This window comes from Roseateles amylovorans (assembly GCF_025398155.2).
GTDB lineage: Bacteria > Pseudomonadota > Gammaproteobacteria > Burkholderiales > Burkholderiaceae_C > Roseateles > Roseateles amylovorans.
In genome coordinates this window covers 3,991,626-4,009,220 of the sequence record NZ_CP104562.2, presented here as the reverse complement: position 1 = coordinate 4,009,220, position 17,595 = coordinate 3,991,626, and the positions used below count along the sequence as shown (strand labels likewise).

Here is a 17,595-nt window from a genome sequence, read left to right as displayed (position 1 = left end):
CTCTCAGGCCTTCAGGGGGTAGGCACCGATGACCTTGTAGAACGCGCAAAGTTCGCGCAGTTCCGCCAATGCCGCAGCGACGTGGGGTTGAGACGGATGACCGTCCAGATCGATGTAGAAGTAATACTCCCATTGGCCGGTTCGCGCCGGGCGCGATTCGAGCCGGGTCATCGAGACCCCGTGATTTTTAAGCGGAACCAGCAGATCATGCATCGCACCGGGCCGGTTGGGCACCGAGACGATGAGGCTGGTGCAGTCCCGGCCGGTGGCCGGCGGCGCCGCCATGGTCTGCGGCAGGCAGATGACGGCAAAGCGGGTGCGGTTGTAGGCCTCGTCCTGCACCGCATGCGCGACGATGTGCAGACCGAACAGCGGGGCGGCGCGCTCGCTCGCGATCGCGGCCCAGGCCGGATTGGTGGCGGCCAGGCGGGCGCCTTCGGCATTGCTGGACACGGCGCGGCGCTCCGCATGGGGCAGGTGCTTGGCCAGCCAGTTCTGGCATTGCGCCAGCGCCTGCGGGTGGGCCAGTACCGCCTCGATGCCTTCGAGCGTGTTGTCCTTGCGCAGCAGGTTGTGGCGGATCAGCAGGCTGACCTCGCCGACCACATGGGTGGGCGTGTGCAGGAACAGGTCGAGCGAGCGGGTGACCACGCCCTCGGTCATGTTCTCCACGCCCACGACGCCGTACTGGGCGCTGCCGGAGGCGGTGGCGTGGAAGACCTCATCGAAGCTGTTGCAGTAGATGAGGTCGGCGGCACCGCCGAAGTATTCGATCGCCGCCTGTTCGCAGAAGGTGCCGAACGGGCCGAGCACCGCCACCCGCTGGGGCGATTCCAGTGCCAGGCAGGCGGACATGATTTCACGCCAGATCGCGGCCACATGCTCGCCCTTGAGCGGGCCGGGGTTGGCGGCACGGATCTTGGCGATCACCTGGGCCACGCGGTCCGGGCGGAAGAACGGGGTGCCGTCGCGGCGCTTGATCTCGCCGACCTGTTCGGCGACATGGGCGCGCCGGTTCAGCAGGTCCAGCAGTTGGGCGTCCAGCGCATCGATCTGGCCGCGCAGGGCCAGCAATTCCGGATCGGCGACCGGGCTGGGAGGGTTCGGATCGGCCGGGTCAGCCATGTCGTTTCTCGAAATCGTTGAGGTAGCTCACGAGGGCTTGCACGCCCTCCAGCGGCATCGCGTTGTAGATCGACGCCCGCATGCCGCCCACCGACTTGTGGCCTTTGAGTTGCAGCAGTCCGTGATCGCGGGCGCCAGCCAGGAACGGTTCGTTCAGGCGCTCGTCACGAAGGAAGAAGGGGATGTTCATCCGTGAACGGCTGCGGGCCGCCACACGGTTCTCATACAGCGAGGAGGCGTCCAGCGCCTGGTAGAGCAGGGCGGCCTTGTCGATGTTGCGTTGCTCGATGGCGGCCACGCCGGTCTTGCCGGCGTAGCTGAAACCCTTGAGCCACTGGAACACGAGGCCGGCGACGTAGATCGCGAAGGTCGGCGGCGTGTTGAACATCGATTCGGCCTGCGCCACCAATTGGTAGTTGAAGGCGCTGGGGCAGATGGGCAGGGCGCGATCGAGCAGGTCGTCCCGCACGATGACCAGGGTCAGGCCGGCGGGGCCGATGTTCTTCTGGGCGCCAGCGAAGGCCAGGCCGACCTTCGACCAGTCGACCGACCGCGAGGCCACATGCGAGGAGCAGTCGATCACCAGCGGGGCATCGCTGCCCAGGGCCTTCAGGTCGGGCAGTTGATGAAGCTCCAGGCCGTCGATCGTCTCATTGCTGCAGACATGCACATAGGCGGCGTCGCGGCTGAGCTGCCAGTCGGTGGCGGGGATGAGGTCGAGGTAGCGGCCGTCGGCATTGGCGCAGTCGGCGGCGATGCGGACCTCGGCATAGCGACGGGCTTCGGCCGCACTCTTGTGGGACCAGGTGCCGCTGAGCACCACGTCGACGATGCCGCCCCGCGAGAGGTTCATCGGGACGATCGCGTTCTCGCCCAGGCCGCCGCCCTGCATGAACAGGATGCGGAAGTGGTCCGGCACCTGAAGCAGCTCGCGCAGGTCGCGCTCGGCCGCTTCATAGATCGAGGTGAATTCGCGACCGCGGTGGCTCATCTCCATCACGCTCATGCCGCTGCCGTGCCAGTCCAGCATCTCTTCGGACACGCGACTCAAGACCTCGTGAGGTATGGCGGCGGGACCCGGGGAGAAGTTGAATGGGCGGCTGGCTTGCGTCATGGATGGGAGATGGCGGTGCAGTCGTTCAGGAAAGACAAGGGGCGGGCGGCGTCGGGAAGCCTGGGCTTCGCGGCATCGCCCGCCGGTATCCGGCGTCGTGAGGAGGTCCGCCGAGCGGGCTTCCCACGACGCCAGTGTGCGCCGATTTACTTCTTCGGCGCGGGGGCAGCGGCCTTGGGGGCTGAGGACTTGGCGCCCGGAGCCGGCGCGGCCGGGCCGGCTTCCAGACCGAGTTGCTTGGCCACGGTCTGCTGCAGGGCGTTGAAACGCTCATCCAGCTGCTTGCCGTTGTCGTCGATCAGCTTCTTGGTGAAGGCCTGCTGCAGCTCGGGCGCGGTGTCCGCGAACTTCTTGCTCACCGGCGATTCCAGCCAGGCCACGAGTTGCTTGAGCTCGTCTTCGGTGAAGCGCTCGTCCAGCATCACGCCCATGGTCGACGGGGCCAGCTTCTGGCCCTTTTCCACCAGCCCCGGACCGTTGTCTTCCATGAACTTGCGCAGGTTGGCGTCGATGGCCTTGGCCGTCGCCTCGCGCTTGTCTTCGGGGACGCCGCGCAGTGCCGGCACGATCTTCTGCGCCAGCTCGTTGATCGGGCGGCTCAGCACGCCGATGGTGAGCTGTTCGATGGCGGGCTGCTGCAGCTTCAGGATGCGGGTGATCAGCTCCTTCTTGGCGGGCGACGAGTCGGCCTTCTGAGCCCAGGCGAGCGGGGAGATCAGCAGGGCGGCGGCGATGGCGCCGGCTTGTACAGACTTCAGCAACAAGGTCATTCCTTTGCGTCAGGTTCGGAGCTGTCGCCCGCGGCGCGGGTGTTGTCGGTGCTCGAGGGGGTGGAGGAGGGATCGGTGCCGTCGGCGGCTTCGGCGTCCGGGTCGTCAACAGCGGTTTCGTTCGCATCGTTTTCAACGATGCGTTGCAGACCCGAGAGTTTCGCGCCGGAATCCAGGGCGATCAGGGTCACGCCTTGGGTGGCGCGGCCCAGCTCGCGGATCTCGGACACGCGGGTACGGACCAGCACGCCGGTGTCGGTGATCAGCATGATCTCGTCTTCCGGACGCACCAGCGTGGCGGCGACCACCCGGCCGTTGCGCTCGCTCTGCTGGATGGCAATCATGCCCTTGGTGCCGCGACCATGGCGGGTGTATTCGACGATGCTGGTGCGCTTGCCGTAACCGTTCTCGGTGGCGGTCAGCACGCTCTGGCTCTCATCCTCTGCCACCAGCATCGCGATCAGGCGCTGATCGGGCTCCAGCATCATGCCTCGCACGCCTCGGGCTTGGCGGCCCATCGGGCGGACATCGTCCTCGTCGAAGCGCACGGCCTTGCCGCCGTCGGAGAACAGCATCACGTCATGCTGGCCGTCGGTCAGGGCGGCGCCGATCAGGTAATCCCCATCGTCCAGGTCGACCGAGATGATGCCAGCCTTGCGTGGGTTGCTGAAGTCCTTCAGCGAGGTCTTCTTGACCGTGCCCAGCGCCGTCGCCATGAAGATGAAGTGATCTTCCGGGAAGGTGCGGAACTCGCCGGTCAGCGGCAGCACGACATTGATCTTCTCTTCGGGCTGCAGCGGGAACATGTTGACGATCGGCTTGCCGCGCGCATTGCGCGAGCCTTGCGGCACTTCCCAGACCTTCAGCCAGTACACCCGGCCGCGGTTGCTGAAGCACAGCATCCAGTCGTGGGTGTTGGCGATGAAGAGCTGGTCGATCCAGTCGTCTTCCTTGGTGGCGGTGGCCTGCTTGCCGCGACCGCCACGGCGCTGTGCGCGGTACTCGCTGAGCGCTTGGCTCTTGATGTAGCCGGTGTGCGAGAGCGTGACCACCATGTCGGTGGGGGTGATCAGGTCCTCGGTGCCGAGCTCCTGGGCGTTGTGCTCGATCACGCTGCGGCGCGCGCCCAGCTTGGTCTGGCCGAATTCCTGGCGCAGGTTGGCCAGCTCGTCGCCGATGATGGTGGTCACACGGGCGGGCTTGGCCAGGATGTCGAGCAGGTCGGCGATCTGGGCCATCACGTCGCGGTATTCGCCGACGATCTTGTCCTGCTCCAGGCCGGTCAGGCGCTGCAGGCGCATCTGCAGGATTTCATTGGCCTGGTCGTCCGAGAGACGATAGAGGCCATCCTCCTGCATGCCGTAGGCGGCGGGCAGTCCTTCCGGACGGTAGGCATTGCGGCCACCGGCGGTCTCGGTCTCGGCGCGGGAGAGCATCTCGCGCACCAGCGACGAATCCCAGGAGCGGGCCATCAGCTCGGCCTTGGCCACCGGCGGGGTGGGCGAGCGCTTGATGATCTCGATGAAATCGTCGATGTTGGCCAGCGCGACGGCCAGGCCTTCCAGCACATGGCCGCGTTCGCGGGCCTTGCGCAGTTCGAAGATGGTGCGACGGGTGACGACTTCGCGGCGGTGCTCCAGGAAGACCGTGATCAGGTCCTTCAGGTTGCACAGCTTGGGTTGGCCGTCGATCAGCGCCACCATGTTGATGCCGAAGCTGTCCTGCAGTTGGGTCTGCTTGTACAGGTTGTTCAGCACCACCTCAGGCACTTCGCCGCGCTTGAGCTCGATGACGATGCGCATGCCGGAACGATCGGACTCGTCCTGGATGTGGCTGATGCCTTCGATCTTCTTTTCCTGCACCAGCTCGGCGATCCGCTCCAGCAGGGTCTTCTTGTTCACCTGGTAGGGGATCTCGTCGACGATGATCGACTGACGCTGGCCGCGATCGATGTCCTCGAAATGGACCTTCGCCCGCATCACCACCTTGCCGCGACCGGTGCGATAGCCCTCGCGCACGCCGTTCAGGCCGTAGATGATGCCGGCGGTGGGGAAGTCCGGCGCCGGGATGATTTCCATCAGCTCTTCGATCGAGCAGTCCGGATTCTTCAGCGAATGCAAGCAGGCATCCACCACCTCATTGAGGTTGTGCGGCGGAATATTCGTCGCCATCCCCACTGCAATACCGGCAGAGCCATTCACCAGCAAACTCGGCAGCCGGGTCGGCAATACCAGCGGCTCTTTCATCGAGCCGTCGTAGTTGGGGCCGAAGTCGACGGTTTCCTTGTCGATATCAGCCAGCATTTCATGGGCGATTTTCGACAGGCGGATTTCGGTGTATCGCATCGCGGCGGCGTTGTCGCCGTCGATCGAACCGAAATTCCCCTGGCCATCCACCAGCATGTGGCGCAGGGAGAAGTCCTGCGCCATGCGGACGATGGTGTCATACACCGCGCTGTCACCGTGCGGGTGGTATTTACCGATCACGTCGCCGACGATACGCGCCGACTTCTTGTAGGGGCGGTTCCAGTCGTTGTTCAGCTCGTGCATCGCGAACATCACTCGGCGATGCACCGGCTTGAGGCCGTCACGAGCATCGGGGAGGGCGCGACCGACGATCACGCTCATCGCGTAATCGAGATACGAGCGGCGCATCTCCTCCTCGAGGCTGATCGGCAGGGTTTCCTTGGCGAACTGGGTCATGCGCGTGAAGGCCGCGCGTATGCGAACGCCGGCCTCTGAAGAGAGCAGAAGGGATGCATTCTAAATGCGCCCGCTTGTAGTGCTTGCGCAACAGCTTCATGAACAGGGACGGTGCATGCCGCGAGAATGCAGGCGTCCTGTTGCCCTATGGCACAATCGGTCAGTCCCTAGGAGAAACCCTTGGTACCTATGGTATGCGGGTTGCTCTTGAGGTTTTAGTTCCGACATTGGACGTTTCGCAGGGCAACTGCGGCTTTCCTTGAGAGGAGAATCATGAAGAAATTGAACCGCGTGGCGTCGCTCTTCGCTGTCGCCGCTTTGGCCACCTCGGGCGCAATGGCCCAAACCGTGGACAACTGGCGCGCAACGGATGGCACCGTTTGGAAGAACGGCACCAACGAGCTGTGCTGGCGCGATGCGTTTTGGACGCCTGCCACTGCCGCCAAGGATTGCGACGGCGCGCTGAAGCCCGTCGCCAAGGCTGAAGTTCCGGTCGCCCCGGCAGCCCCCGCCCCTTCCGCTACGCCGGCTCCGGCTCCTGCGCCTGTCGTGGTGCCGCCGAAGCCCACCAGCGAAAAGGTCACCTACGCTGCTGATGCATTCTTCGACTTCGACAAGGCTGTCCTGAAGCCCGAAGCGAAGACCAAGCTGGATGACCTGGTCAGCAAGACCTCGGGCATCAACCTGGAAGTCATCATCGCCGTCGGTCACACCGACAGCGTGGGTACGGATGCCTACAACCAGAAGCTGTCGGTGCGTCGCGCCGAAGCGGTGAAGGCCTATCTGGTGACCAAGGGTCTGGAAAAGAACCGTGTGTACACCGAAGGCAAGGGCGAGAAGCAGCCTGTGGCTGACAACGAGTCCGCCGAAGGTCGCGCCAAGAACCGTCGCGTGGAAATCGAAGTGGTCGGTACCCGCGCCACGAAGTAATCGATGTTTCGCGACAGCGGCTTGACCGCTGTCACGTGAATCGGTCACACGACCCAAACCCCGCAGGCTGCGAAGTCTGCGGGGTTTTTTCATGGGCGGCGCCGATCGGTCGTTCAGGTGGCAAACCTTGCCGACGACCAGGAAACTTGGAAGAGGGTGGGCGTGGCGGAGGCTTGCCGATTCGCGGCATGCTGTCGCTGGCGGATATCGAGGATTGACAGCGGCGGCTCGGCTACCATTGCACCCCATGGCAAATGTCGATGCAAACGAACTCGCGAAGTTCAGCGAGCTGGCCCACCGTTGGTGGGACACCGAAAGTGAATTCAAGCCGCTGCACCAGATCAACCCATTGCGACTGAACTGGATCGATGGCTTGTCCCCGATTCAGGGCAAACAGGTCCTGGATGTGGGCTGCGGCGGCGGCATCCTCGCGGATGCGATGGCCCGCAAGGGAGCGACGGTGCTGGGCATCGACCTGGCCACCAAATCCCTGCGGGTCGCCGAGCTGCACGCCATGGAGGCGGGCACAGAGAACGTGAGCTACCAGGAGATTGCTGTGGAGGCGCTGGCGGCGCAGCGCCCGGCGGCCTTCGATGTGGTGACCTGCATGGAGATGCTGGAGCACGTGCCGGATCCGGCTTCCGTGGTGCGTGCGCTCGGCCAACTGGTGAAGCCGGGTGGCTGGGTCTTCATGTCCACGCTGAATCGCAACTTCAAGTCGTTCATGCTGGCCATCGTGGGTGCCGAGTATGTGCTGCGCATGCTGCCCAAGGGCACGCATGAGTACGCCCGCTTCATCCGGCCTTCGGAACTGGCGCAGATGTGCCGCGACGCCGGCCTGGAGCCGCAGACGTCCAAGGGGTTGACCTACAACCCGCTGACCCAGCGCTACAAGCTGGGCTCGGACACCGACGTGAACTATCTGCTCGCTTGCCGTCGGCCGTTATGAGTGCGGCGGGGTTGAAGACGGCGGCCGACCTGCCGTTGCGAATGGCTGTCCGGGGGGTGTTGTTCGATCTGGACGGCACCTTGGTCGACAGCGCGCCCGATCTGGCCGGTGCGACCAATGACATGCTGCTGGCCCGTGGTCTGGCCGAAGTGCCTTACGAGCGCCTGCGCCCGATGGTGGGGTCAGGCGCGCGCGGCATGATGGGTGTGGCTTTTCAGGTCACGCCGCAGGATGCGCGCTTTCCAGCACTGCGGGACGAGTTTTTCGACCGCTATGAAGCGCGACTGCTGCGCGAGACCCGGCCGTTCGACGGCGTGACGACGATGCTCACCCGCCTGGCCGCTGCCGGACTGAGCTGGGGCATCGTCACCAACAAGTCCGAGCGCTTCGCTCTACCGTTGACGCATGGACTGGGATGGTCGACCGAAGCCGCCGCGATCGTGGGCGGTGATTCGACGCCTCATTCAAAGCCGCATCCCGCGCCGCTGCTCGAAGCTGCCCGCCGCGCCGGTTTGGCGCCTGAGCATTGCGTGTATGTGGGCGACGATGCGCGCGACATCGTTGCCGGGCGCGCCGCCGGCATGCCCACGGTGGCCGTGCGTTGGGGTTACCTGGGCGATGGCTTGCCGATTGACCAGTGGGGCGCGGACGTGGTGCTGGACTCCCCATCGCAACTGGTCGACTGGCTGCTGGGCGAGCGTTGACCGCGTTGTCGAGCGACTGACTTCGCGTCGCTGGAATGCGCTGCCCACGCGATGTTCAGGGCCGTTGGCGCGGTGGCGATGAGGCACGTTGCAGGCGCTGTTGATGGTGCCCGATGACGGCGGCATGAGAAATAAAGCGGCGAGGGCCTCTTGAGATCCTGGCCGCAGGCATAATGTGAAGCTTCTCTCTCTGGGGCCGACCTGGTTTCGACGTGGGTACGGAGTTGGAGTAGGGCATGCCGAGCACCAGTTCGCTCGTAAATCCACTGGAACAAACCAACTGCGAACGATCAAAAGTTCCAACTCGCCGCTTAAACACCGGTGAGCCTCGCAACAGTCGGCCCATGGGCTGGGGTGGCAACACCTGCGAGGTTATTTACATGGGCTGGTCTTGAGTCGTGTCACATGGCTTGAGACGAGATCTAGTGACTGGCGTCTTCGGTAGCGTGCTCCTGCGCGACCGGGACGTGAGAACCAAATCAGAGAGCTAAGCATGTAGAACTGCCCGATGAAGGCTTACGGACGCGGGTTCAATTCCCGCCGGCTCCACCAATATCCAAACCCCAACCGCTTTCGGTTGGGGTTTTTTCATGTCTGGTGGCGACAGCCCCGGTTTGCGCTGAGGAACTCAGTGCGCTCGGTCGCCGACGCCGCTGACCGTGGCGATGGACGTGACGCTACTGACTGAAGAGGCGGAGCTACTGAATGAAGCGTCGGAGTTCAACTCGCGGCTCGGTTCAAGGCGGGTGCGAGAGCCGATCGCAAACGGTCCACCACCCCAGGCAGCGGCTCTGCGGCAAGCTCGTTCTTCTTGATGAACGCCAACCACAGCGACTGCCGCGAGGCATCGTTTGCAAAGTCGTCCGTCAGCCCCATCGGAACCGCATCGGGCACGGACATGCCGCGCCGCTCGAAAGTGGCTTTGATCGCTTGGGTCAGCAGATCGGCGTCCAGCGTTTCTCGTTCCAACAGCACCGACAGATCGAAGTAGTCTTTCAGGCGGCTGTTGGTCATGCCCAGCAGGGCGATGGCGTGGAGTTTCTCCGCGATGACCGTGTACGTCGGATAGGCCCGCAGCCGTGGCGCGGGAAGATCGTCCAGCAGGACCGGATAGACCGACTCCACCGGCCCAGGTGTGACGGCATCGCCGAAGCCGACATCGATCTGCGTCTTGCAGCGAGCCTTGGCCAGTTCGCCAGCGATGCTGACGCGGACGCCCCCGTAGCCGGCCTCCTTGCGGATCTCCTCGACGGTGACAGAGGCTGGGTCAAATGCGATGCCGTCGTGCCCAGCGACGGCGGCGATGTCGCGGAAGGTGTCGGCCATCGATGGCAAATCGCTCGCGCCGAAGCCGAGCAGATCGGCGTCGCGCGTGGCCCGGTGCGGCATGTCGTACCAGAGCGTGAACAGCAGTGCGCCCTTGAGCAGAAAGCGGTTCGCGTGCTGCGATTGGGTCATGCGGTAGAGCATCCGCTCCAGCGCGAATCTCACCAGCACCTGATTGAAATCGACGCCCTGAGCTTTGGCAATGTTGAGCAGGCGCGCACGGATGGACGCGGCGACATTTGGATTGGCGAGATTCATCCAAGGCTCTCCAAGTAGGGCCGCATCACGTTGGCCACGCGGCAGACCTGGGCGAAGCGCCAGATGTCATCGACCGAGGCCTTGTTGCGGCTCCGGGCCTCCTTCAGGGCTTCCAGCGCGACGTCCAGGCCGATCTTGTGGCGGTGCTTGAAACAGTCCGCCACGGTCTTGGCCACCCCGTAGACCCTGAACTTGACGCCATCGCCCTCCACCTCCTCGGCGCCCGCCGTGTAGGCGTCGCCCGTGAACTGCACCATCTTGATGGGCGGATAGTCGAGCCGGGGGACATGGCTGCCGCGCGGCATCGCAATCCAGATCTGGCGCGGCAGTTGCGTGGTCATCTCGTGAAACTGCAACGCGGTGAGCAGGCAGAACACGGCTTGCGGCGCCTTGGTGGCAACGGTCGCAAGACTCTCGTGCTCGGATCCCTGGAAGGCGGGCAGGCGATACAGGCCGCGCCCCACCCGTTCCAGCAGCCCGGCGGCGGTCAGGCGGGTCAAAACAATCCGTGGTGCACCGATGGCGTCCAGATCGCTGGCGCGCAGCAGACCCTTCTGGCCGGCCAGGCCGAGGACGCGCTGGGTATGGGTGTCCGGGAGCATGGCCGGAGTTTGTTCCGTTTTTTCGTCCAAAACAATAGGTTGACGAAATATAGGAACAGGAACGGTGACGGCTGCCAGACTCGCCGCCCGCCAACAGCAAGACATCGACCGAGCCATTGCGCGGTTGGAAGACGACAAACGCCGCAAGGCGTCCCTTCAGGAATGCGCGTGACCACGGCATTGAACCAAGATTTCAAGGAAACCTTGGCCACTCGTGTGCAGAGCGATCGGCCTTTGCACAGGCGCTTCTGGACGAGGCGATCAACCGCTTCGTCAATGGTGAGCCGGACTCCGCCAAGCTGATCCTGAAATGGCTCAGAACCAGCTCAGAACCAGCTCAGAACCAGCTCAGAACCAACTCAGAACCAATAGTCCGCCACACACTTCCCATCCCTGGGCAGGTCATCGAAAGTGACCAAGCCATCGAAGTGATCGATGGGGATCTGCGCGACGGCGTCAGGTTCCGCCAGACGCAAGTTGACAGCGATCCGGCGACGGCCGTCCTCCTCGGTCGTCAGGCTGCGCCAGAACGCGAGGCAGCCGCAGGTCGGACAGAAATGAAACTTCAGCCCGCGGCCCCGCGCATAGCTGGCCGTGGTGCCTCGAACGCGAATGCCTTGATCCTCGTAGTCATACGCCCACAGCACCCCGTAACGGCGGCAGGCGGTGCAATTGCAGGCGGTGGCGCCATCGGGCACGCCATCGAATTCCCATGCGACGGCGCCGCAGAGACAAGATCCCTGGATCATCTTCCCATCCTTGTTGTGTCGATGCTTGAAGAGCGCCCGCAGGCCCGCCAACGTCGCGCGTTTTGATCGACGCGCCTTCCGTCGCGCGTCGAGGGATGGATCGCTCAGCGGTCGGACGGGCGCTGCGCGGTGCTGGCACCGCCGCGCAGGCGGATAAGCATCCGCGATTTGCTTCGTTCCGTCTACGCACGGGTCCCCATACGCTCGATCCTGGAACTGTCTCCTCGCTCTCACCGAGCGCTCTGCACCCCCTGGCGCGTTTCGACGTCGCCATCGGGGTGTTTTTTTTCGCTCCAGGATGTCGTCGTGAAGCGTATTTCTTTTGCAGCCCTCGTCTCGGCCGTGGCGCTGAGTGGTTGGCCTCGGATGCCAGGGCGGTGATCGGGCCGTCGTCGCCTACGGCCCATTCTTGAAGCCTGTGGAAGAGGCCCGGCAGCTCGCGCCGCCTCAGAAGGTGAACCGGGCCTTGGCGTAGTAAAACGCGCCGTTGAAACCCACCGGCGAGAGCACGTCGTAAGGGAAGTTGCCGTAGTAGGCGATGTCCGCGATCGACCGGGTCGGATAGCGGTCGGTGGCATTGACAGCGCCGACGCTCAGGCTCAGGGCGCGGGTCGCCTGCCATTGCGCCTCGACATCCAGTTGCCAGACCGGCGCGTAGGTCTGCGTCGGCACGAAGCCGTCGCCGAAGTCGAACACGCGGGTGGTGCTGCCGTGACGCGTGACGCGGCTCAGCAGCGTCCAGGCGCCGCCTTGCCACTGCGCCGTCAGAATGTGGCGTTGGCGCGGCGAGGCGTCGGTCAGCGTGTTCAGCTCCTCCAGGCCGACGTTGGCATCCGCATGCGGCCGGACCTTGGTGCGATTGAACGAGGCGGCCCACGACAGGCGCCATTGACCGCCCGGGCCGGCGCCGGTCCATTGGGTCACCAGATCGGCACCGCGGGTGCGGGTGTCCAGCGCGTTGGTGAAGAAGTTGACGCCGTCGATGCCGGGGACGCCGAACAGGGACTCCAGCGTGGCCGCCAGCCCGTCACCGCTGATGCGCTGGGACAGCGTGATGCGGTTCTTGACGCGGATGGTGTAGGCGTCCAGCGTTGCGGACCAGTGACGGTCGGGCTGCCAGGTCAGTCCGATGCTGGCGTTGCGAGAGGTCTCGGCCTTGAGGTCCTGTGCGCCCAGGTAGCGGGCGATCGGGCTGTCGACCGGCAGCGTGCGGACCTGGCTCAGTTCGCCGCCGTCACCGCGGTCGGTCACGGTGAAGCTGAAGCCGCGCTGCGCCAGAGACGGTGCGCGGAAGTTGCTCGACACCGCACCGCGCAGGGCGAATCCCTGGGCCAGCGCCAGCCGGGTGGAAAGCTTGGCCGTGGTGGCGTTGCCGAAGTCGCTGTAGTGATCGTGGCGCAGCGCGGCCTCGGCCTGCCAGTCGCGGGTGAGGTCGGCGCTGAGGTCCAGGTAGGCACCGATGACGCGCCGTGAGCGTCGTGTGGCATCGTCCGGCTGCAGGCCCGGGCCGGCCTGCGCGCCGGTCGGTCCATCGAAGGGGCCGACCGCATACGACGCCGCATCGCCGGCGCCGGTGATGAAGCGGTCTTCACGGCCTTCCACACCCCATGCGAGCGTGGCGGGACGAGACAGCCCAGGCACGGCCACCGACCGGGTGAGGTCCAGGTTCAGCGCGGTGAGCCGGCTGCCGAAGTCGCCCAGGTGGAAGCGGGTGGGGCTGGTATCGCCGAGCGAGGTGTTCAGCGATTGGCGAACACCGTAGTCGAAGTCGTTCTGCCCGTGGTTGAGCGAGAGGTCGTAATCCCAATCCGCCCAGGCGCCGCGCAGACCGACGGCGATCTGCAGATCCCGGTTGTCCCCCGTGGTCTGAGGCCGGTAGCCGTTGGGATAGATGTCCTTCAGATTCGCCCACGCGTCCGGATAACGGTAGTAGGCCGCACCGGTCGAACGGCGCTGCTGCCAGGTGCCGAAGGCGTAGGCCTGCTGGTCGGTCGACAGCTCCAACACACCATTGAAGAAGGCCTGCCATTGCCGTGTGGCCGGCTCGCCGGCCGCATAGTTGCGTTGACCGACGGTGGCCAGGTTGTCCGGCGTGCTGTCCTCCCAGGGGGGCAGTTCATCGAAGCCGCTGCGGTTGGTGGCATTGCGATGCAACCCCTCCAGGCCGGCGCGCAGAAAGCCGCGCTCGCCCAAAGCCCAGCCGTGGGACACGCTGGCGGATTGCGTCTGGCCGTCGTTGATGGTGCGGCCGGTCGGCTTGAAGTCGGTGTGGAACAGACCCGCCTCGGTGTTGAGTTCGCCGCCGCTGCGCCGGTCGTCCAGGATGATGTTGACCACGCCGGCGATGGCGTCGGACCCGTACTGCGCGCCGGCGCCATCCCGGACCACTTCGATGCGTTGCACCGCCGACAGCGGGATGGTGTTGAAGTCCACCGGGTTGGTGCCCTTGCCGGTCTTGGATTCCAGGTTGACCAGCGCCGAGGTGTGGCGGCGCTTGCCGTTCACCAGCACCAGCACCTGATCCGGCGAGAGCCCACGCAACTGCGCGGCACGCACATGGTCGGCACCGCCGGAGTTGGACTGGCGCGGGAAGTTGAACGACGGCAGCAGCGCCTGGAGCGCGGCGGCCAGCGTGCCGTCCGGTCCGGCGGCACGCAGCACGTCCTCGCGGCTGAGCACATCCACCGGGATCAGGCTGTCGGCGAGGGTCCGGTCGCGGGCCCGTGTGCCGGTGACCAGCACCGGGTCCAGATTGCGGGCGGACGCACCGCCGTTCGCGGAGGCCTCGCGGCCGGCGGACGTGGGCCCGGACGACGTCTGCGGCGCTTCCTGCGCCAGGACGGAGGCGCTGCCCAGCAGCAGGATCAGCGAGGCGAGGGCGGTCGGGCGGCGGGTGAGCAGGGGCATGGTCAGCGACATCGGCAGGGACTTGGGCGGGTGCATGAGCGAACGAGATGGCGTGGCGATCGGGCGAGCGATCGTCCGCGGGGCGTGAGCCTAACGAGGCGGATCTCGAAAACCCCGGTTTTGCCTCAGATCTCTTCTGCATAAGCTCATGCCGTCGCGGCGCCACGACGAGGGTCTTGCCGCGCGCGTTCCAGCCAGTAGGATCGCGCGTCGCGGGCGGTCGACCGCTGGCTTCCTCCGCGACCGTCGTGCCCACGTCGGCGCCTCTTCCTTTCTCTCCCCGCATGACCGCTTCCGCGCACGACTCCTCCGCCTCGACGTCGCCATCGGCTCTCTCATCCACGTCCACATCCACCCTGGCGCCGGCAGCGACCGCTGCTGAACCCACCGCGTCGCAGCCTCAACGCATCCTGGATGTCCGGCATGCGGTGGCGCTGTGTGTGGGCATGGTGGTGGGCGCCGGCATCTTCAAGACCTCGCCGATGGTGGCGCAGGCCCTGTCCACGCCGGAGCAGCTCTATCTCGCCTGGGCGCTCGGCGGTGTGCTGTCGGTGATCGGCGGCCTGTGTTTTGCCGAACTGGCGGCCGCCTTCCCCGATGCCGGCGGCGACTATCACTTCCTGCGCCGCGCCTACGGCCATCGCCTGGGCTTCCTGTTTGCGTGGTCGCGCTTCGCGGTGATTCACACCGGATCGATGGCGCTGCTGGGCTTCGTCTTCGGGGATTACCTGGCTCAGGTGGTGGACCTGTCCCCCTGGCTTGGACCGTATGCCAGTGCCTGGATGGCTGGTGGATTGATCGTGCTGCTCACCGGGCTGAACCTGATGGGTGTGCAGGTTGGCCTGGGCACCCAGCTCGGACTGACCAGCCTGGTGCTGGGCGGCCTGCTGCTGCTGGGCCTGGGGGCCGGGTCGCAGCAATGGCTGGGCCATCCGCCGGCCTTGCCGCAGACCGGGGCGGCGGTGCCGGACTGGGGCATGGCGATGGTGTTCGTCTTCCTGGCCTATGGCGGCTGGAGTGATGCGGCCACCTTGTCGGCAGAGATGAAGGATGAGCGACGCGGCATCGTGCGGGCGCTGATGCTCGGGCTGGGCCTGGTGATGGGGCTGTATCTGCTCGCCAACTGGGCCTATGTGCGGGTGCTCGGACTCTCCGGGCTGGCCGCCAGCCAGGCGCCGGCGGCGGACCTGATGCGCGTGGCCTTCGGTCGCGGGGCGGAACTGGTGATGGTGGGCGTGGTGACGCTGACGGCGCTGTCGGTGATGAATGCGATCCTGATCGCCGGGCCGCGCACCACCTATGCCGCTGCACGGGACCTGGCCGCCGAATGGCGACTGGCGCGCTGGAATGCGCAGCGCGGCACGCCCAGCGTGGCGGTGGTCGCCACCAGCGTCGTGGCGCTGGTGCTGGTCGCCTTCGGCGCAGTGACGCGGGGCGGGTTCTCGACCATGGTCGACTACCTGTCGCCGGTCTACTGGTTCTTCCTCACCCTCAGCGGGCTGGCGGTGATCGTACTGCGGCGCCGGGAGCCTGAGCGTCCTCGTCCGTTTCGGGTGCCGCTGTATCCGTGGCTGCCGCTGCTGTTCAGCGGCTGCAGCGCCTATGTGCTGTGGTCCAGCCTGGTCTATGTGAAGGCGGGCGCGGTGGTGGGCGTGGTGGTGCTGGCGGTGGGGGCCGCGATGCTGTGGGGCCATGGGCGGGTCCGGGCGCGTCGCCCGGACACGCCCTCCGGCGCATGAGTACAGGCGGCGATTGGCGCACCCAGTGACTCGCAGACGACGTGCTCCCCTTCGCCCACTCAGTGGCGAAACGCGGGGGCGACACCGGCTGCCGCGAACCGGTGTTCGGCGACCACCAGACGGCGCAAGCGCTGAGCGGTCTTCGACAACTCGGCCGCGGTGCTGAGGTTCTGCGCCGACGCCTGCTCCGATTCGCGCGACGACTGCGACGCGCCGCTCAAGGCGATCTCCAGTTGCCCGAGCGCACTGGCCTGCTGTTGGGTGCCCAGCCGGATCTCCTGTGCCGCGCCCGCCGCCGCAGACACCTGGGTCGAGACCTCGCCCAGCTGTCGGCTCACCGTCTCAAACAGCGTCGCGGAGCGTTCGACCGCCTTGGCGCCGGTCTCGGTGGCCATCACCGTGGCATTGGAGCTGTTCCATACGCCTTCGAGCTGGCTGCGGATGTCTCTGGTGGCGTCGCGCATCCGGTCGGCCAGGGCCCGCACCTCTTCGGCAACCACGGTGAAGCGCAGGCCCGCCTCGCCGGCTTGCGAGGCCTCGATCAGGGCATTCAGCGCCAGGATGTTGGTGCGTTCCGCCAACTCCTCCACCATGCCGACGATGCTGCCGATGCCCTGCGCCCGCTTGCCGAGCTCCACGATCTGCTCCACCACGCGCCGGATCTGCTCCCGCATGGCCTGGGCCGCGAGGCGACTCTCGGTGGCACTGCGCGCGGCCTCCTGGGCGGTGCGATCGGTGGCTGCGGCGGCCTCGGCCACATCGCCGGCATTGCGGCCGATCTGATGGGCGGTGGCGAGCAGTTGATGGGTGGCCACCGCCACCTCGGTCATCGATGAGGCGGTTTCCTTCGAGGCCGTGTTCTGCTGATGCGAGGCGGTCTGCAACTCATTCGATCGCAGCTCCATTTCATGCGCCGCGAGGCCGACCGTTCGTGACAGGTGGCGCTGCAGCAGCATCCAAGCGGCCACGACGATGAGCAGCCCCAGGCTGGTGCCGATGAGGGACGCCGCCTTCACCACGCCGGCGGTGCGCTGCAGCTCGATGGCGCTGGCCTCCAGCGCGGCGGACTCATCGGCCTCGATGGTGCCGATGGCCTCGCGCAAGGCTTCCATCCGTCGACGGCCCTCGCCGGTGGCGACGGCGTGCAGCACGCCCTCCAGCGAGATCTTGCGCCGCAGTTCGATCCGCTGCGCATGCAGGTTCAGCAGGTCGCGCGCACTGGTCTCGATCTGATTCAAGGCGTCGGCATGGGTGGTCGCCAAGGGCAGGGCGCGCAGTCGGATCATCCACCGGCCGACGTCCACCGAACCGTCCTGAAACGGTTCCAGATAACGCTCATCGCCTGTGAGCAGAAAACCGCGTTGGCCGGTCTCGGCATCTTTCAGGGCGCTCATCAGGCTGGTCACGGCGCGCAGGGATTCGTGGCTGCGGCTCACCCGCTCGCTGGTCTCGACCATCAGGAAGGTCCCGCGCAGCGCCACGGTGCCGACGATCAGCAGCACCAGGAATGACAGGCCGAAGCCCATGCCCATCTTCTTCCCGAAGGTCCACATCGAGCGCTCCCTGTGTCGTTGGTCGCCGCATGCGGCATGCCGTCTTATAAACGCTTCCCGAGTTCAGCGGCCCAGTCTCGTGAAGCCTGTTCGGTGACGTCGTCCGCTCAAGTCGTCCTCACAACCCCTGCACCGGGCGCCCGATGAAGGCGTCAACCTGGTGCGCC

Annotated in this window: 13 protein-coding genes and 1 other RNA gene; 5 read left to right on the top strand and 9 right to left on the bottom strand. The window is 65.8% G+C overall.

Going from position 1 to position 17,595, the window contains the following annotated elements; all coding sequences use genetic code 11:
• Nucleotides 1–3 precede the first annotated feature (3 nt).
• The 4 genes from pheA to gyrA form a co-directional block, all read right to left on the bottom strand.
• Complete coding sequence (gene pheA, locus N4261_RS16625; RefSeq protein WP_261756396.1) at nucleotides 4–1,125, bottom strand: prephenate dehydratase; 1,122 nt, start codon at nucleotides 1,123–1,125, stop codon at nucleotides 4–6.
• Complete coding sequence (gene serC / locus N4261_RS16620) at nucleotides 1,118–2,239, bottom strand: 3-phosphoserine/phosphohydroxythreonine transaminase (RefSeq protein ID WP_261756395.1); 1,122 nt, start codon at nucleotides 2,237–2,239, stop codon at nucleotides 1,118–1,120. The genes pheA and serC overlap by 8 nt, the downstream gene beginning before the upstream one ends.
• Before the next feature lie 146 nt (nucleotides 2,240–2,385).
• Nucleotides 2,386–3,003: a DUF2059 domain-containing protein gene (locus tag N4261_RS16615; protein ID WP_261756394.1), complete on the bottom strand. Its 618-nt coding sequence runs from the start codon at nucleotides 3,001–3,003 to the stop codon at nucleotides 2,386–2,388.
• Nucleotides 3,004–3,005: 2 nt separating this feature from the next.
• Nucleotides 3,006–5,711 (bottom strand): DNA gyrase subunit A, encoded by a 2,706-nt coding sequence (gyrA, locus tag N4261_RS16610; protein WP_261756393.1) that lies wholly within the window; start codon nucleotides 5,709–5,711, stop codon nucleotides 3,006–3,008.
• 273 nt (nucleotides 5,712–5,984) lie between these two features.
• Between gyrA and ompA the strand changes: the two genes are divergently transcribed.
• From ompA to ssrA, 4 genes are all read left to right on the top strand, one after another.
• On the top strand, nucleotides 5,985–6,641 hold the full coding sequence (ompA, locus tag N4261_RS16605; protein WP_290428826.1) for an outer membrane protein OmpA: 657 nt from the start codon (nucleotides 5,985–5,987) through the stop codon (nucleotides 6,639–6,641).
• Between the two features lie 247 nt (nucleotides 6,642–6,888).
• Nucleotides 6,889–7,590 carry a bifunctional 2-polyprenyl-6-hydroxyphenol methylase/3-demethylubiquinol 3-O-methyltransferase UbiG gene (gene ubiG, locus N4261_RS16600; protein ID WP_261756392.1) on the top strand — a complete coding sequence of 234 codons (702 nt, stop codon included), beginning with the start codon at nucleotides 6,889–6,891 and terminating at the stop codon, nucleotides 7,588–7,590.
• A 41-nt stretch (nucleotides 7,591–7,631) separates the two neighbouring features.
• Entirely contained in the window at nucleotides 7,632–8,294 is a 663-nt protein-coding gene (gene gph, locus N4261_RS16595) for a phosphoglycolate phosphatase (protein ID WP_261760738.1), read from the top strand.
• A 192-nt stretch (nucleotides 8,295–8,486) separates the two neighbouring features.
• Nucleotides 8,487–8,846, top strand: a transfer-messenger RNA (tmRNA) gene (gene ssrA / locus N4261_RS16590).
• A 168-nt stretch (nucleotides 8,847–9,014) separates the two neighbouring features.
• Here the strand turns inward: ssrA and N4261_RS16585 are convergent.
• From N4261_RS16585 to N4261_RS16570, 4 genes are all read right to left on the bottom strand, one after another.
• Nucleotides 9,015–9,878, bottom strand: a complete 864-nt coding sequence (locus N4261_RS16585) for a nucleotidyl transferase AbiEii/AbiGii toxin family protein (RefSeq protein ID WP_261756391.1) — start codon at nucleotides 9,876–9,878, stop codon at nucleotides 9,015–9,017.
• A complete protein-coding gene (locus tag N4261_RS16580; protein WP_261756390.1) occupies nucleotides 9,875–10,480 on the bottom strand; it encodes a type IV toxin-antitoxin system AbiEi family antitoxin domain-containing protein in 606 nt (201 codons plus the stop codon). Before N4261_RS16580 ends, N4261_RS16585 begins: the two co-directional genes overlap by 4 nt.
• A gap of 359 nt (nucleotides 10,481–10,839) precedes the next feature.
• Nucleotides 10,840–11,229, bottom strand: coding sequence for a GFA family protein (locus tag N4261_RS16575; RefSeq protein WP_261756389.1), 390 nt, complete (start codon nucleotides 11,227–11,229; stop codon nucleotides 10,840–10,842).
• A 447-nt stretch (nucleotides 11,230–11,676) separates the two neighbouring features.
• Entirely contained in the window at nucleotides 11,677–14,148 is a 2,472-nt protein-coding gene (locus N4261_RS16570) for a TonB-dependent receptor plug domain-containing protein (protein ID WP_261756388.1), read from the bottom strand.
• Nucleotides 14,149–14,420: 272 nt separating this feature from the next.
• On the opposite strand from N4261_RS16570, the gene N4261_RS16565 reads away from it, so the two are divergent.
• Complete coding sequence (locus N4261_RS16565; RefSeq protein WP_261756387.1) at nucleotides 14,421–15,875, top strand: APC family permease; 1,455 nt, start codon at nucleotides 14,421–14,423, stop codon at nucleotides 15,873–15,875.
• Between the two features lie 59 nt (nucleotides 15,876–15,934).
• Here N4261_RS16565 and N4261_RS16560 read toward each other — a convergent pair whose 3' ends face one another.
• Nucleotides 15,935–17,428 (bottom strand): methyl-accepting chemotaxis protein, encoded by a 1,494-nt coding sequence (locus N4261_RS16560; RefSeq protein ID WP_261756386.1) that lies wholly within the window; start codon nucleotides 17,426–17,428, stop codon nucleotides 15,935–15,937.
• Nucleotides 17,429–17,595: the final 167 nt, after the last annotated feature.